Genomic DNA, 15,177 nt, shown 5'->3' with positions numbered 1-15,177 from the left:
GCGGCCAGCGCCTTCTCGACGGCCTGGATCTCCTCGTAGCTCTCCGCCGAGCTCGCCAGCTGGCGCTCGGATAGGGGCTGCCCGAACTCGGGCATCTTCTCGAAGTACGGTCTCATCGGTTCCTCCACAGGTGAGGGGCATGGGCCCGGCGGCGCCCCGCGTCCCGGGCCTCTGCCGCCGAGTGTTCGTCGCTCAGGGGCTCAAGGGGCGATCAGGCGATCACGAGCAGCACCGCGTCCTCTTCCACGGCGTCCCCTGCCTTGACCCGGATCTGCTGGACGACCCCTGCCGCCGGGGCGAAGAGCTCCGTCTCCATCTTCATGGCCTCGAGGATCACGACCGGGTCGTCCTTCTGCACCTGGTCGCCCTGCTTGCACTCCACCTTCCACACCTTTCCGGACAAGGGGGCTCTGAGCTCGATCATGTCTTCGTCTCCCGGCCGGACAGCCCGGCCTCTGTGGTGGAGGCCCTGCGCGAAACGCAGGACGCCGTCTTCAGGGTCTGAGGGGTCGCTCCCTGCCGTCAGCCGAGAATGGACAGGAAGATGCCTGCCGCGATCAGCGTGCCGAGCACGCCCGCGATGTTCGGTCCCATGGCGTACATGAGCAGATAGTTCTGCCGGTCCGCCTCGGCGCCGACCTTGTGGACCACCCGGGCGGCCATGGGCACCGCCGAAACCCCCGCGGCCCCGAGGAGGGGGTTGATCTTGTCCCGGGTGAACAGGTTCATGAACTTGGCGATGAGGATGCCGCTGCCGGTGCTGACCATGAAGGCGACGAGGCCGAGGAAGAACACGAAGATCACTTCCGGGCGCAGGAAGGACTCCGCCTTCATGGTGGCGCCCACGCTGATTCCCAGGAAGATGGTGACGATGTTCATCAGCTCGTTCTGGCTCGCGCCCGTCAGGCGTTCGACCACCTTGGACTCCCGGAAGAGGTTCCCGAGCATGAACATCGCCATCAGGGGTGCCGACGCGGGGATGAGCAGGATGACCGTCAGGGAGGAGATGATCGGGAAGAGGATCTTCTCCAGTTGGTGGACCTTCCGGCCCTTGCTCATCCGGATCTTGCGCTCCGCCCGGGTGGTGAGGAGCTTCATGACGGGGGGCTGCAGCAGGGGAACCATGGCCATGTAGGAGTAGGCGGCCACCGCAACGGTCCCCAGCATCTGGGGCGCCAGCCGCGACGAGAGGTAGATCGTCGTCGGGCCGTCGGCGCCCCCGATGATCCCGATGGTGGCGGCCTCCTTGAGGTCGAAACCGAAGAGAACCGCGCAGAAGAAGGTGAGATACACCCCCACCTGGGCCCCGGCTCCCAGAAAGATCAGCCTCGGCTGGCTGAGCATGGGCCCGAAGTCGGTCATGGCGCCGAGCCCCAGGAAGATCAGGGGGGGGATGACTTCCCACTTGATCCCATAGTGGTAGAAGCGCCAGAGAAGCCCGTGCCCCTCGTCCATGAGGCCCGTCATGGGCAGGTTGGTGACCAGGATGCCGAAGGCGATGGGGAGCAGCAGCAGCGGCTCGTACTGTTTGGCGATGGCCAGGTACAGGAGGACTGCTGCAATGGTCCACATGACGGCCATGCCCCAGGTGACCTGGGGGAAGCCCGACAGGGTCAGCAGCTCCAGGAGCGAGGACAGGGCTCCCTCGGTCATGATTGCCCCTTCTCGACCAGGCGATCCACGGCCGCCGCAGTGATCCGGATCGCAGCGTAGAGGAGCCCCATCCCCAGAAAGACCCCGAAGGAACCTACACCGAACACGAGAAACGCGTCACCCATTCGTCACCTCCCCCGGGCCTGGCCCGGTCGTCCGTCCGCAAGGGCGGTATCCTTTGCGAGCGGCATGCCACGGGGGCTCCGAGGTCTTCTTTCCCCGGTTTTCTGGCTTTTTCCCGGGGGCGCTTCCCCTCGCGGGTGCGGCGCGGGTCCGGGACTGTCGGAGCGCCCCAACACCCCTCCCCCGAGGGGCCGAGGTCTCCGGGGCCGCGGCGCGATGTCCGGGGAGTGTAGGAAAGTTCATACATGTCCGGACGGACAGTCAGCCCAGCCCCCAGGCCCTTGGGGCGGCAACCCGCGGCGCGGCGCGCCCCGGGGGAGGGGCGCTTTTCTGCGTGGAAAGGCCGCCCCAAGGCACGGCAAGGCCGCCGGGTTTGAACCGAGCGGGGAAACGGGGTAGAAACGGGGCGTCGGCCGGAGGCCGGCTGCGCCGGTGCCCCCGGTCCGGCCGCCGCGGCGCTCCTCCAGCCCGGGCCTGCCATGAACGAACCGAACCGATCCCTTTCGCAGGGCGACCCCCGGTCCGGCGTGCTCCTGCCGGTGCTGGAGTTCCTGCGCCGTCATGCGCCCTTCGACCGGATGGACACGGAGCACCTCGTCTTTCTGGCGGAGCGGCTCAAGCTGACCTTCTACGCCAGGGGGGAGAAGATCACGGATCCCGACGGAGGTCCGGCCTCTCGCCTCTACATCATCCAGCGGGGCCGGGTGCGCGGCGAGATGCCCGGCGCCGAGGGCGAGGGCTCCGGGGGCGCCTGGGAGCTGGGGCCCGGGGAGTGCTTCCCCTTGGGGCCGCTCCTCTCCCCCCGGCCGGTGCGCACCGTGCACCGGGCCGCCGCGGACACCTTCTGCTTCGAGCTCGAGCAAGAGGACTTTCGCAGGCTGCTGCGGCTCTCCCCCGCGTTCCACGACTTCTGCACCCGCCGGCTCGCGAGCCTGCTGGACCAGATGCACCGCCAGGTCCGGGCGAGCGCCGCCACCGGACCGGGCCAGGATGCCTGCCTCGACGTCACCCTGGGGAGCTGTCTTCGGCGGGAGCCCGTCACCTGTCTGGCGACGACCCCCATTCGGGAGGCCCTCCAGTCGATGGAGCGCGAGAACGTGGGCAGCGTGGCGGTGGTGGACGGGGAGGCCCTGCCCCTGGGCATGTTCACCCTGCACGATCTCCTCTCGCGGGTGGCCTTGGCGGGCCGCGGTCTCGACGACGAGGTCGGAGAGGTGATGACCCCCGAGCCCCTCACCCTGCCGCCCTCGGCCTTTGCCTTCGAGGCGGCCCTGCTCATGGCCGACCGCGGGGTCCGCCACGTGTGCGTGGCGGAGGGGGGGCGTCTCAAGGGGGTGATCTCCGAGAGGGATCTGTTCTCCCTCCAGCGGGTCGGCCTGGTGCGCCTGAGCCGTTCCATCGCCCGCGCCGACACCATCCCGGCCCTGGCCCGCCTGGTGCCGGACATGCTGCAGTTGATCACCCAGATGATCGCCCAGGGCGCCCAGGTGGAGCAGGTCACCCAGATCATCACCCTGCTCACCGACCGCATCACCCGGCGCGTGATCCAGCTCTGCCGCCGCGAGCTCTCGCCGCCCCCGGTTCCCTTCACCTGGCTGGCCTTCGGCAGCGAGGGACGCAAGGAACAGACCCTGAAGGTGGACCAGGACAACGGCATTGTCTTCGAGGTCCCCGAAGGAGCATCCCCCGCGGCCGTTCGGGAGGCGATCTTGCCCTTCGCCCGAGCCGTAAACGAGGGGCTCCACCGGGTCGGCTATCCCCGGTGCGCCGCCGGCATCATGGCCGGCAACCCGGCGTGCTGCCTGAGCGCCGGGGAGTGGCGGGAGCGGTTCGCGGGGTGGATGGCGCAGGAGGCTCCCGAGGCACTGGAGGAAGCCAGCATCTTCTTCGACCTGCGGGCGATCGACGGCCCCCGCGGCCCCGCGGACGAGCTGGGCGCGTGGCTCCTCCAAAGGGCGGCCGGCGATTCCGGATTCTTGCGCCGGATGGCGGCCCTTGCCCTGCGAGAGCGCCCGCCCCTGGGCCTGGTGCGGGGCTCGGCGGTGGCCGAGGAGGCAGGTCCTCCCCCCACCGTGGACCTCAAGGCCCAGGGGCTGACGCCCTTCGTGGACGGAGTGCGCGTCCTGGCCCTGGCCCATGGAATCGAAGAGGTCTCCACCCTGGCGCGCATCGACGCCCTGGCCCGGGGGGGCCACGTGGCCCCCGAGGAGGCCGAGGTGTGGGCGCGGGCCTTCAGCTACGTGCAGTTGCTCCGGGTGCGCCACCAGCGCGCCGAGATCGCGGGGGGCCGCCGGCCGGGCAACCGCGTCGGCCTGGACGTGCTCAACGAGCTCGACCGGCGCATCCTCAAGGAGGCGTTTCGGCAGGCCCGCAAGCTCCAGGCACGCGTGGCGCGGGATTTTTCTCTGTGAGGCGCCTGCTTGAGCTGTTTCGCCCCCGGCCGGAGCTGGACGAGGGCATCCGGGCCCGCCTTTCCCAATGGCGCGAGATGCCGGAGCCGTCCCCGAGCACGCCGCTGAGCGAGGCGCGCTTCGTGGTGGTGGACGTGGAGACCACCGGCCCCAACGCGCACAGAAGCGAGCTCCTGTCCGTGGGGCTCGTTCCCGTAGGGCCGGCGGGGGTGGAGTTGGGGGGGCTTGAGGAAATCGTCCTGCGCTGGGAGCACCAGAAGATCGACAAGGAGAACCTGGTGGTCCACGGCATCTCGCCCACCGAGTCCTCCGCCGGGCTGGAATCCTCCGAGGCATTGACCCGCGTGCTCGAGCACATCGGCAAGTGCTGGCTGGTTGCCTTCCGAGCCGATTTCGACCGCCGCGTGCTGGGCCGCAGCCTACGCCAACGGCTCGGCGTGGGGCTGCACAACCCCTTCCTGGACGTGGCCATGCTGCTGCCGGGGCTCTACCCGGAGGGCACCGCAGGGCTCCACAGCCTCGACGACTGGCTCGGGCACTTCGGCATCCCGGCGCCGGCGCGCCACCGCGCCTCTGCCGATGCCCTGGTCACGGCGGAGCTCCTGCTCCTGGTGCTGGCGCGGGCTCGCCGGGTGCGAAAGCCCGATCTCGCGGCCCTGGCAGGCATCGGCCGGGCACAGAGCCGGCTGCGCCGGATGCGCCTGTAGTGCTCTCGAAAGACCTGAAATCTGGAACTGGTCTTGCGAGGGACAGCACAAGGCCCCCGGCCGCGCCGTCGAAATCGGTATTGGTATCGGTATCGAAATCGCCCCCGACTCCGAATCCGACGCAAGACAAGGGCCCGGCTCCTGGGAGCCGGGCCCTTGCTTCGCGGTACAGCGCGACGGCGCTCAGCCTTTGATGATGCGTGGGAGGATCATCTGGTGGTGGGCGCAGATGGACCTGGGGTTCTGGTAGGCGGATCCGGCAAACGCCTGCATGTACCTGCGCACGTCGGGCAGGGCGACCACCTCGTCCACGTAGCCGTGCTTGGCGCAGTAGAGGGGGCGGCTCTTGTCGTAGTACTTCTTCACCAGCTCGTTCATCTTCTCCATGATGGGCGCCAGGGGCTTTCCGGCGTCCTTTTCCTTGACCAGGCGCCGGGCGTAGCTCGCGGCGGCGGCGGTCTCCCCGTGCATCACGTAGATCTCGGTGGTGGGCACCCCCAGGGTAAACGCGTTGTGGTTGTTGGCCGTGGGGCCGCCCATCACGTAGTGGGCCGCGGCGGTGCCCTTGCGGAGCACCACCAGCATCTGGGGCACGTCGGTCTGCTCGATGGAGTAGATGAGGCTCTGCCCGAGCCCCAGGAGCTCGGCCTTCTCGGCGATGTCGCCCACGTCGATGCCCGAGGTGTCCTGGAACCAGATGATCGGCACCCGGTCGCGCCCGCACAGGGTGACGAACTCGTTCATCTTGATGAGCCCCCGGCGGTAGAGCTTGCCGCCGATGCCCGGGTAGTCGGCGTACTCGGGGTAGCCCTTGGGCAAAAACCCCTGGTTGTTGGCGATGACCCCGCACAGGAAGCCGTCGACCTTGACCAGGCCGCAGTAGATGTCGGGGCCGAAGTCGGGCTTGAACTCCAGGTGCTCGCTGCCGTCCACCAGGCGCGCGAGCACCTCGGGGAAGGAGTAGGTGCGCTTCTGGTTGAAGGGCACCAGGCGGTTGGCCTCCTCGGGGCTGAACTTGGGGGCCTTGGGCTCGGCCACCCGGAAGAAGCTCGCGTCGTAGGCCGGAAGCTTCTTCATGTAGTCCTTGATGCCGTCGAGCACCCCCTGCTCGGTCTCGTAGACGTACTTGAAGAAGCCGGTGGCCCCGTGGTGGATCTCCACACGGCCCGGGGCCACCTCCTTGAACTTGCGGGTGGCCTCGATCAGGGCCTCGCACCCGGCCTCGTCGAAGTAGCCCTTGGGGCTCATGCCGCTGACGATGCCGCCTCCGCCCACGGCCATGTTGGCGTCCTTGTGGGCGAGCAGGATCGTGGGGCTGATGGACTGGTAGCCCCCCCCGGCGGGATTGGTGCCGTAGATGGCCGCCAGGATCGGCACCCCGAGCTTCTGGAGCTCGGCGTGGCGAAAGAAGGTGGTGCCCCCACCCCGGCGGTCGGGGTAGACGAGCTCCTGGTTGGGCAGGTCCACCCCCGAGCAGTTGACGATCCACACCAGGGGGACGTTGAGCCGCTTGGCGAGGTCGGTGACCCGCAGCATGTTCTCCGACTGGCCGGCGATCCAGGCCCCCGCCATGACCTTGTTGTCGAACCCCACCACCACGGCCCACTTGCCCTGGATCTTGGCCAGGCCGTCCACGATCCCGGTGGTGCCGTACTCGTTTTCCGCCGGGTCGAAGATGGTGTGGAGCGGGCACCAGGTGCCCGCATCCACCAGGTACTCCAGGCGCTGCCACACGGTCATCTGGCCGCGCTCGTTGATCTTCTTGGCGGGCAGCCCCGCCTCCTGCACCCGGGCCACCTCGGCGGCCAGCGCCTTCTCGACGGCCTGGATCTCCTCGTAGCTCTCCGCCGAGCTCGCCAGCTGGCGCTCGGATAGGGGCTGCCCGAACTCGGGCATCTTCTCGAAGTACGGTCTCATCGGTTCCTCCATGGGTGAGGTGACAAACGTCGGGCAGCGGGGCAATTGCCCCGGCCGGCACGCAAGAACCGTTCCTCGGAGTCCGCGCTGCACTGACCGAGCGGACCGGGGGACGATACACGCCCCTTCGTGGCCCTGCAAGGCTCTCGCCCCGGTGGCGGGCGTTCCCGGCCGGGCGCGCTTGTGCGCCGCCCCAAGTCGCCCTTTCCCCCAAGCGGCCGAGTCCGGCGACGCGGGCGAGGACCGGTCGGGAAAGGGGACCGGGTCTTTCCAAGGCCGGCGACACGCAGTGGCCGACTGGTGAAACCTTCCTGTCCTGCGTTGAAAGCTCAGGCCGTGGGGATGGCGGTGTGGCCGATGGCGGCGGCGCGGTGACCCGACCCGGCAGGTCCTTGGGAAGAATTCTTCCGCTTCTGGGAAGGAAATGAGCCTCCCATTCCGGCGCGCGTCGGACCATTGCGTCTGCAACCCTCTGAAATTGCAGCAGAGTCTCTTTGGGTACGACCTATGCATTCCCAACATATCATCGCGGCACCCGGTCCCGCCCGCCCACGCAGGTCGCCGAACCGGAAAGGAGGTGACAACACAGCGAGCCGTCGTGCGGGGGGGATTTCACCCATTGTGGCTTCGGCAGGGCGTGTTTCGATCGAGGGGCCCGCGCAGGATGGTCTCCAGGGAGGGCGTGTTCCCGGAAGATTGCCCCGCCCCAGTGCCTGGGGCGTCTCCGGAAGAGGAGCACTGCCATGGGCGCGAACCGACGCGCGACGCTCGTCCTTGCAGCCGCTGGGCTGCTGGCCTTAGCCGGCTCTCCGGCCGGGGCCGACGTCACCTACACCCTCGACGCCGACTTCGACCAGGGAACCCTGGTCAACGTCAACCACGACATCCCCGATCAACTCCAGCTCAACACCGTCACCGGGGGAACCTTCCCCTTCATCAACGTGGCCGCCTCGGACCGGGGCACCATCGTGCGCATCGACACCGTCACCGGCGCCGTGGTGGGCGAGTACTGGAGCGCGCCCCAGCCCATGGCCAAGAACCCGTCGCGCACCACCGTGGACCTGGCGGGAAACGTGTGGGCCGGCAACCGAAATGAAGCCGGGTCTATCGGCGGCGTCCAGCATGGCTCGGTGGTCAAGATCGGCCTCCTGGTGGGGGGCACCCGAGTCGACGCGGGGGGCGCTCCCAATCCCGCCGGGGCCTATCTGGCTCCGCCGTTTTCCTACAACACCTGCGTGGACCGCGATGGGGACGGCCTCATCAAGACCTCCCGGGGCCTCGGGGACATCCGGCCCTGGCCCAGCGTGACCGACGGGCTCGGGAGTACCGACGGGGCAGCCCACGGCGCCCGGGTCCAGGACGCGGACGACGAGTGCATCCTGATCTTCCAGCGGGTGGCCGGCGCCCCCCAAGTGCGCCACGTCTCGGTGGACGCCAACAACGACGTGTGGGTCGGCGGCTACCCCTTCTCGCCCACCACCTTCCGGAAGCTCGACGCCGCAAGTGGCCTGCCGGTGGCGAGTTTCTCTGCCTCGGCCCTCGGGTGCGGGGGCTACGGCGGGCTCATCGACGCCAACAACGTCCTCTGGTCGGCCACCATCTCCCAGAACCGGCTCCTGCGCTACGACCTCTCCGCGATGTCCGGGGCATGCCTCGTCGCGTCCCAGTCCTACGGTCTGGGGATCGACACCGCGGGGTTCATCTGGAACGCCCTCTGGACGAACAACACCATCTTGAAGTTCAGCCCGGCCGGCGCGCTCCAGGCAGGCTTTCCGCGGCCCACCGGCGGGAGCGCGAGCCGGGGCGTCGCGGTGACCGGGGCGGATAACAACGTGTGGGTCGCCAACAGCAGCAGCAACAACGTGACCCGTTTGGACAACGCCGGCAACCTGCGAAAGACCATCCCCGTGGGCGGCACCCCCACGGGCGTGGCCGTGGACGCCGCCGGGAAGGTGTGGGTGACGAACTACAGCTCCCACACCGTGATGCGCATCGACCCGAACGGGGGGGGCGACGGCCTGGGAGCCGTGGACCTCACGGTACCGCTGGGCGCGGGAGCCGGCCCCTACAACTACAGCGACATGACCGGGGCCGTGGCCTTCGGGGCGACCACCGGCCAGGGAACCTGGACGGTGGTCCACGACAGCGGGGCGGCGGGGAGCCCCTGGGGCACCATTCTTTGGAACACCGAGCCCCAGGGGAGCGTGCCCGCCGGCGCGAGCATCCTGGTGGAGGCCCGAGTCGCGGACTCCGAGGCGGGCCTGGCCAGCCAGGCCTACTTCCAGGTCTTCAACAACGTTCCCTTCACCGCCGCCGGGCGGTTCGTGGAGATGCGGGCCATCCTGCGCCCCAACGACCAGGGCCAGAGCCCCGTGCTCTCGGATCTGTCTCTCCTCGGCGCCGGCGGACCCGCCGGCCCCTGCGACGTGGACGGGGACGGCGACATCGACAAGATCGACATCTTCGCCATCCAGTCGGCCCGGGGCACCTCCGCCCTTCCCGGAGACCCCCGCGACGCCAACGGCGACGGGATGATCTCGGTCCTCGACGCCAAGCTGTGCATTCCGCTGTGCACCCGTCCCAACTGCGCCCTGCAGTGAGGGGCCGAGACCAAGAGGAGGAGCGCACCATGAAACGGTTTCTCGCGTTGCTGTGCGGCCTGGGGCTGATCCTGGGGGCGGCGGGAGGTGCCCGGGCAGTCACCATGGCCGACCTCTTCGGCGGACAAACGATCACCGTCGGAGACAAGCTCTTCTCGGACTGGGAGCTCTTTGGCGTGTTCGTCACCGACGACGCCTTCCTCCCGGACTTCAGCCAAATCGAAGTCACGGGCCTGGACCCCCTCTCCCTCAACCCCGGGCTCATGTTTGAGGCAAACGAGCAGCTGTCCGTCTCGGGGTTGATGAATTACATCGACCTGGACTTCGGCTTCACCGTCACCGTCCTCGACCCGCTCCTGCGGATCAAGGACAACTCCCTGTCCTTGATGCAAGCCACCATCGGGCGGGTTGACGTGGATTTCGGGGATCCGCTGATCGCGATCTACGAGTGGGTGTACGACGCGGCCGGAAGCGAGCTCGCGGAGAAGTACGTAGAGTTTAGCTTCTTGAACGACACGATCTCCGATCAGGCCCAGTTTGCGCCTCAGCAGATGATCCACGTCCGCAAGAACATCCTGGTCTCGTCCTTGGACGAGGGAGACTTCGCTAGGCTGGATAGATTCGACCAGCGCTTCTCCCAGGCGGTCATCCCGGAGCCGGGCACGTTCCTGCTCCTGGGCTCGGGGCTGGCCGGCCTGGCGGCCTGGAGGCGGCGCAGGGGCTGATTGAAGCAGGGCCAGAACGATCCACCCCCACCGAAGAGCCCACCGCCCCGGCGGTGGGCTCTTCTCACCGGGCCTGGGGGCCGAGCTCCACCGCCCTCGGCCGCTCGCCATCCGGGGGGGCCCGGGTGCTGGAAACCTTCCTCTCTCGCCCTTGACATGCGCACGACTTACGCATACACTTCCGCCCCATGACGACCCATTACCTCACCCCCAAGCAGAAACAGGTGCTCTCCTTCATCCGGGGGTATGCCGAGACCCACGGCTACGCGCCCACCCAGCAGGAGATCGCCCGGCACTTCGGGTTCCGCTCCCTGGGCACCGTCCAGAACTACCTGGTGCGCCTGGAGGAGCAGGGGCTCCTGCGGCGGTCCTGGAACGCCAAGCGCGCCCTGGAGGTGGTGGACCCCGAGGCGTCGTCCGGACTGGCGCTGCCGCTCCTGGGCTGGGTGGCCGCGGGGCGCCCCATCGAGGCCGTGGCCTCGGACGACAGCCTCGAGGTGCCGCCGTGGATGCTCGGGGGGGGGGAGCACTTCGTGCTCCGGGTCAAGGGGAGCTCCATGGTGGAGGACGGGATCCTGGACCGGGACTACCTGGTGGTGCGCCGCCAGGCCACGGTGAACGACGGGCAGACCGTGGTGGCCGTGCTCGACGGGGAGGCCACGGTGAAGCGGTTCTACCGCGTCGGGACGGGGGTGGAGCTGCGGCCGGCGAACAGCGCGATGGAGCCCATTCGGGTGCCCAAGGGCGCGCCCTTGCGGATCGAAGGGGCCGTGGTGGCGGTGATCCGGCGGTGCGAGTGAGAGCCTGTGAAGGAATCGTCGCGCAGCAGACTGTTTCACAGGCTTTGAGGAGGGGTGTGGTGCGAGCCGTGGGGAAGATCGGCCAGGCGCTGGCAGCGGGCTGCGGGTTTCTGGCCGGGTACTCGTGGGGGGTGTACCAGTGGGCCCAGTCCGCGGTCGGGGGGCGCGACGAGATCCTCCGGGCGGCCCTGCTCCCGGGAGGCGCGCTCTCGGCCGGGTACGCGCTGCTGACCGCCGGGTTGTTCTGGGCCTGGCTGCCTGCCCCCTCGGTCACGGGCCTGCGGGCCGTGGTGGCCCCGGTGGCGTTCACGGCGTCCGTCGCCGTGGGGCTCGGGGGCATCCGCGCGGCCCTCTGGCTGCTCGGGGGTTGAGCACCCCTGGGTCGGGTCCCCCGGGAGGCCTCCTGCCCACCCGAAGACGCGGGGCGTGGTTCGGGATTCCGGTTGCTCCGCCGGGCGCTTGACCCCCCCGAGTTCCGGCGGCTAAGATTCCGCCTCCCCCCAAGAATCCCTGCGACCCGAGGCGCCCCATGCCGCCTGCTGCTCTCCAGAGCACCGTGGACCTCACCGCCCGGGTCGGGCCCCTCACCCTGCGCAATCCCGTGGTCGCGGCCTCGGGTACCTTCGGTTACGGGCAGGAGTTCGCCCCCTACGTGGACCTGGCCGCCTTCGGGGCCGTGGTGGTCAAGGGGCTGAGCCTGGCGCCTCGGGCCGGCAATCCGGTGCCCCGAATCGTCGAGACGCGGGGGGGCATGCTCAACGCCATCGGGCTGCAAAACGTGGGAGTGGAGGCCTTCGAGCGGGAGAAGATGCCGGTACTGCGGGACCTCGGGGTCCCGGTCATCGCCAACTTCTTCGGGAACACCGAGGACGAGTACAGCGCCTGCGCCCAGCGCCTGTCCCGGGTCGAGGGCTTGGCCGCCCTCGAGATGAACATCTCGTGTCCCAACGTGAAGGCCGGGGGGATCGCCTTCGGCACCAATCCCGACCTCACCCGGCGGGTCGTGACCGTGGCGCGCCGGGCCACGGAGCTTCCCCTCATCGTCAAGCTCTCCCCCAACGTCACCGATATCCGCCCCCTGGCTCGGGCCGCCGTCGAAGGGGGGGCGGACGTGCTCAGCCTCATCAACACCCTCACCGGGATGGCCGTGGACCTGGATCGGCGCCGCCCGGCCCTGGCCAACCTCACCGGGGGGCTCTCCGGGCCCGCCGTCAAGCCCGTTGCCCTGCGGATGACGTGGGAGGTGCTCCAGGAGGTCAGCGTGCCGGTGATGGGGCTCGGGGGCATCTGGGACGCCCGCGACGCCCTGGAGTTCCTGTGCCTGGGTGCGCGGGCGGTGCAGGTGGGCACTGCGAACTTCGTGCGCCCATGGGCGGGCCGGGAGATCGCCGAGGGCATCGGCCAGTACCTGGCCCAGCAGGGCGTCGAGCGCCTGGACGACTTCGTCGGCACCTTCCGGCCGAGCCGGAGCTGAGGGGGTACGCCTCGGCGGCCTTCTGCCCGTTGCTCCGGCCCGGGGGCACGGGCGCCGTGGCGGGAGCTGCGGCGCCAGGTCGCCGGGGCCGGCGAAGTCCTCCCGTTCTTGCCCTCCTCTGTCTTCCCTTTCTCACTCCGCCTCCCGGTAGTTGCACCCCGGCCTGCGCCGTCGAAATCGATGTCGAAATCGACCCCGGCTCCAATTGCGATTTCGATTTCGATCGGGTAAGGGGATAGGGACGCACAGGCCTGGACGGCAGTCCGAGGCGCAGCCTCGTGACGTTCCCCGCCGGGAGGAGGTGCCGGTGATCCTGGTGGACGGGGCGATGGGGGAGGGGGGTGGGCAGGTGCTCCGGACCTCTCTGGCCCTCTCGCTGGTGACCGGTCTGCCCTTTCGTATCGAGCGCATTCGGGCGGGGCGCCCGCGCCCCGGGCTCGCCGCCCAGCACCTGCGCTCGGTGGAAGCCGCGGCGGCGGCGGGAGGGGCCCGGGTCGAAGGAGCTTCCAAGGGTTCGGCCGCCCTGACCTTTGCACCCCGCGGCGTTTCGCCCGGGGACTACCACTTCGACGTGGGGACCGCCGGTGCGGCCTCCCTCGTCCTCCAGACGGTGGCCCTTCCCCTGGCCCTGGCGGAGGGGGCATCGACGGTTGGCGTCACGGGGGGCACCCACGTGCCCTGGAGCCCCAGCGCCCACTACCTGGAGCGCCAGTGGGCGTGGGCCCTGGAACAGGTCGGCGCGCGGCTGGAGGTGCGGCTTGCCCGCGCCGGGTTCTACCCCCGGGGCGGGGGCGAGATCACCGCCCGGATCGAGCCGGTCCGGGGGTTTCGACCGGTGCGCTGGATCGAGCCGGGGAGACTACTCGGAGTTTCCGGAATCTCGGCCGTGGCGAACCTGGATCCCTCGATTGCGGCCCGCCAGGCCCGCCGGGCCCGGGAGAGGCTGGCGGGGCTCGGCGTGCCGGTGGCGGTGGACGTGCAGAGCATCGATGCCCCTTCGCCGGGGACGTTTCTCTTCCTGGAGGCGGCCTTCGAGCACGCGCGGTGCTGCGCCACGGGGCTCGGGGAGCGGGGCAAGCCCGCCGAGCGGGTGGCCGACGAGGCGGCTGACGAGATCGCGGCGTTCGTCGGGTCGGGCGCCGCGGTGGACCCCCATCTGGCCGACCAGCTCCTCCTTCCCCTGTGCCTGGCGGCGGGGGAGTCGGCGTTCACCACGGCCCGGGTGACGCGGCACCTCACCACCAACGCGGCGGTGGTCCGGCACTTCCTGCCGGGGGCGGCGGTGGAGGTGGAGGGCGCCGAAGGGGAGCCGGGAAGGGTGCGGGTGGTCCCATTCCGTGCGGGAGTGCGAGCGGTGGGGGAGGGCAAGGAGACCTGACCATGAAGATCCTGCTCGTTCTTGTCGCCCTGTGCCTCGGGCTGCCGTCTGCCCGCGCCGGGGACTTCGAGGTGGTCCGCGGCCGCATGGTGGCCGAGATCCGGGCCGACGCGGAGGCCACGAGCCGCCGCATCGGGAGGCGGGAGCTGGATCCCAGGGTGCTGGAGGCCATGGGACGGGTGCCGCGCCACGAGTTCGTGCCGGAGGCCCTGCGCAGCCGGGCGTACGAGAATCGTCCCCTGCCCATCGGGTACGGCCAGACCATCTCCCAGCCCTACATCGTGGCCCTGATGACCGACCTGGTGCGGGTCTCCGCCGGAGACAGGGTGTTCGAGCTCGGCGCGGGCTCCGGTTACCAGGCCGCCGTCCTCGCGGACCTGGGGGCCCGGGTGTACACCGTGGAGATCGTTCCTCCCCTGGGAGAGCAGGCCCGGGAGCGTCTGGAGCGGCTGGGGTACCGGGACGTGGCCGTGCGGGTGGGAGACGGCTACTACGGGTGGGAGGAGCATGCGCCCTTCGACGCCATCGTGGTCACGGCGGCCGCGAGCCACATCCCCCCTCCCCTGGTGCGCCAGCTCAAGCCCGGGGGGCGCATGGTCATCCCGGTGGGCAGCCCCTTCCAGACCCAGCAGCTCACCCTGCTGGAGAAGTCGGAGGCCGGAGCTGTGACCACGCGCCAGCTCCTCCCGGTCATCTTCGTGCCCGTCACGGGGGGCCACTGAACTCCGTAGCAACTTATTGAAATCGAAATCGCGATCGCAATCGAGATCGACCCGAACCCCGATCACGATTTCGATTTCGGCTCGGGACAATGCCGAGGGAGGCCGTAACCGATCCCCCCGTCGGCGGGTGACGCACATGTTCTTCTTCTCGGTCTCCCTCCTCTCCGCCGGCGCCCTGGCGTATCAGGTGCTCCTGATGCGCCTGTTGTCGGTGGTGCTCTGGCACCACTTCGCCGCCACGGTGATCAGCCTCGCGCTCCTGGGCTACGGGGTGAGCGGGGCGGTTCTGAGCCTCGCCCAGGGTCCCCTCGTTGCCCGCTTCCCCTGGGCGTACCGGGTGTGCTGCGCCCTCTTCGGAGCCCTGGCGCCCGCCACCTTCGCCCTGGCCCAACGGATTCCCTTCGAGCCCATGGCCGCCGTGTGGGAGCCCCGGCAGTGGGCGTACTTCGGGGCGATGTATCTCGTCCTGGCCGTTCCGTTCTTCTTCGCCGCGTCGGCCCTGGGCCTGGCCCTTCGCGCCTGCAGCGCCGACATCTCTCGGATCTACCGGGCCGATCTGCTGGGTGCCGCGGCCGGGTCCCTGGGTGTGCTGGGACTGCTCGCGGTCCTGCCACCGGGGCATGGTCTGCGCGTGGTGGGGGCGGCGGGCTTCCTGGCTGCGGCGGCT

14 protein-coding genes are annotated in these 15,177 nt (G+C 69.7%); 10 read left to right on the top strand and 4 right to left on the bottom strand.

The features are described 5' to 3' along the window. Positions 1-211: 211 nt before the first annotated feature. The 3 genes from AB1578_03170 to AB1578_03160 all read right to left on the bottom strand — a co-directional run bounded on the left by AB1578_03170 (position 212) and on the right by AB1578_03160 (position 1,778). The gene (locus AB1578_03170; protein ID MEW6486899.1) at positions 212-424 is read right to left on the bottom strand and encodes a biotin/lipoyl-containing protein; all 213 of its coding nucleotides are present in this window, start codon (positions 422-424) and stop codon (positions 212-214) included. 98 nt (positions 425-522) lie between these two features. Beyond that, positions 523-1,653 (bottom strand): sodium ion-translocating decarboxylase subunit beta, encoded by a 1,131-nt coding sequence (locus tag AB1578_03165; GenBank protein MEW6486898.1) that lies wholly within the window; start codon positions 1,651-1,653, stop codon positions 523-525. Further along, positions 1,650-1,778, bottom strand: a complete 129-nt coding sequence (locus AB1578_03160) for a hypothetical protein (GenBank protein ID MEW6486897.1) — start codon at positions 1,776-1,778, stop codon at positions 1,650-1,652. Before AB1578_03160 ends, AB1578_03165 begins: the two co-directional genes overlap by 4 nt. 477 nt (positions 1,779-2,255) lie before the next feature. Here AB1578_03160 and AB1578_03155 point away from each other — a divergent pair, with 477 nt between their 5' ends. Both AB1578_03155 and AB1578_03150 read left to right on the top strand, forming a co-directional pair. Further along, positions 2,256-4,187: a DUF294 nucleotidyltransferase-like domain-containing protein gene (locus tag AB1578_03155; protein ID MEW6486896.1), complete on the top strand. Its 1,932-nt coding sequence runs from the start codon at positions 2,256-2,258 to the stop codon at positions 4,185-4,187. Next, positions 4,184-4,894 (top strand): 3'-5' exonuclease, encoded by a 711-nt coding sequence (locus tag AB1578_03150; protein ID MEW6486895.1) that lies wholly within the window; start codon positions 4,184-4,186, stop codon positions 4,892-4,894. Before AB1578_03155 ends, AB1578_03150 begins: the two co-directional genes overlap by 4 nt. A 183-nt stretch (positions 4,895-5,077) precedes the next feature. Here the strand turns inward: AB1578_03150 and AB1578_03145 are convergent, their stop codons facing one another. Next, on the bottom strand, positions 5,078-6,811 hold the full coding sequence (locus AB1578_03145; protein ID MEW6486894.1) for a carboxyl transferase domain-containing protein: 1,734 nt from the start codon (positions 6,809-6,811) through the stop codon (positions 5,078-5,080). A gap of 743 nt (positions 6,812-7,554) precedes the next feature. Here AB1578_03145 and AB1578_03140 point away from each other — a divergent pair. The 8 genes from AB1578_03140 to AB1578_03105 form a co-directional block, all read left to right on the top strand. Then, on the top strand, positions 7,555-9,411 hold the full coding sequence (locus AB1578_03140) for a hypothetical protein (GenBank protein MEW6486893.1): 1,857 nt from the start codon (positions 7,555-7,557) through the stop codon (positions 9,409-9,411). 29 nt (positions 9,412-9,440) lie between these two features. After that, complete coding sequence (locus AB1578_03135) at positions 9,441-10,136, top strand: PEP-CTERM sorting domain-containing protein (GenBank protein MEW6486892.1); 696 nt, start codon at positions 9,441-9,443, stop codon at positions 10,134-10,136. A 188-nt stretch (positions 10,137-10,324) separates the two neighbouring features. Next, complete coding sequence (gene lexA, locus AB1578_03130; GenBank protein ID MEW6486891.1) at positions 10,325-10,936, top strand: transcriptional repressor LexA; 612 nt, start codon at positions 10,325-10,327, stop codon at positions 10,934-10,936. A gap of 59 nt (positions 10,937-10,995) precedes the next feature. Then, complete coding sequence (locus AB1578_03125) at positions 10,996-11,307, top strand: hypothetical protein (GenBank protein MEW6486890.1); 312 nt, start codon at positions 10,996-10,998, stop codon at positions 11,305-11,307. Between the two features lie 158 nt (positions 11,308-11,465). After that, positions 11,466-12,410 carry a dihydroorotate dehydrogenase gene (locus AB1578_03120; protein MEW6486889.1) on the top strand — a complete coding sequence of 315 codons (945 nt, stop codon included), beginning with the start codon at positions 11,466-11,468 and terminating at the stop codon, positions 12,408-12,410. A gap of 307 nt (positions 12,411-12,717) precedes the next feature. Further along, the gene (rtcA, locus tag AB1578_03115; protein MEW6486888.1) at positions 12,718-13,788 is read left to right on the top strand and encodes an RNA 3'-terminal phosphate cyclase; all 1,071 of its coding nucleotides are present in this window, start codon (positions 12,718-12,720) and stop codon (positions 13,786-13,788) included. A 2-nt stretch (positions 13,789-13,790) separates the two neighbouring features. After that, positions 13,791-14,510 carry a protein-L-isoaspartate(D-aspartate) O-methyltransferase gene (locus tag AB1578_03110; protein ID MEW6486887.1) on the top strand — a complete coding sequence of 240 codons (720 nt, stop codon included), beginning with the start codon at positions 13,791-13,793 and terminating at the stop codon, positions 14,508-14,510. Between the two features lie 136 nt (positions 14,511-14,646). After that, positions 14,647-15,177: SAM-dependent methyltransferase (locus AB1578_03105; GenBank protein ID MEW6486886.1), on the top strand; the 531-nt coding region annotated here is incomplete at its 3' end.

This window comes from Thermodesulfobacteriota bacterium, from assembly GCA_040756475.1.
Taxonomy (GTDB): Bacteria; Desulfobacterota; Deferrisomatia; order Deferrisomatales; family JACRMM01; genus JBFLZB01.
The sequence above is the reverse complement of the archived record's forward strand: the minus strand, read 5'-3'. Positions and strand labels throughout refer to the sequence as shown.

Bases quoted from the DNA above. Each gene is read 5' to 3' on its own strand.
- AB1578_03135 (MEW6486892.1), top strand. From the start codon at position 9,441: ATGAAACGGTTTCTCGCGTTGCTGTGCGGCCTGGGGCTGATCCTGGGG.
- AB1578_03170 (MEW6486899.1), bottom strand. From the start codon at position 424: ATGATCGAGCTCAGAGCCCCCTTGTCCGGAAAGGTGTGGAAGGTGGAG.
- AB1578_03155 (MEW6486896.1), top strand. From the start codon at position 2,256: ATGAACGAACCGAACCGATCCCTTTCGCAGGGCGACCCCCGGTCCGGC.
- AB1578_03145 (MEW6486894.1), bottom strand. From the start codon at position 6,811: ATGAGACCGTACTTCGAGAAGATGCCCGAGTTCGGGCAGCCCCTATCC.
- AB1578_03120 (MEW6486889.1), top strand. From the start codon at position 11,466: ATGCCGCCTGCTGCTCTCCAGAGCACCGTGGACCTCACCGCCCGGGTC.
- lexA (MEW6486891.1), top strand. From the start codon at position 10,325: ATGACGACCCATTACCTCACCCCCAAGCAGAAACAGGTGCTCTCCTTC.
- AB1578_03110 (MEW6486887.1), top strand. From the start codon at position 13,791: ATGAAGATCCTGCTCGTTCTTGTCGCCCTGTGCCTCGGGCTGCCGTCT.
- AB1578_03165 (MEW6486898.1), bottom strand. From the start codon at position 1,653: ATGACCGAGGGAGCCCTGTCCTCGCTCCTGGAGCTGCTGACCCTGTCG.
- AB1578_03160 (MEW6486897.1), bottom strand. From the start codon at position 1,778: ATGGGTGACGCGTTTCTCGTGTTCGGTGTAGGTTCCTTCGGGGTCTTT.
- AB1578_03140 (MEW6486893.1), top strand. From the start codon at position 7,555: ATGGGCGCGAACCGACGCGCGACGCTCGTCCTTGCAGCCGCTGGGCTG.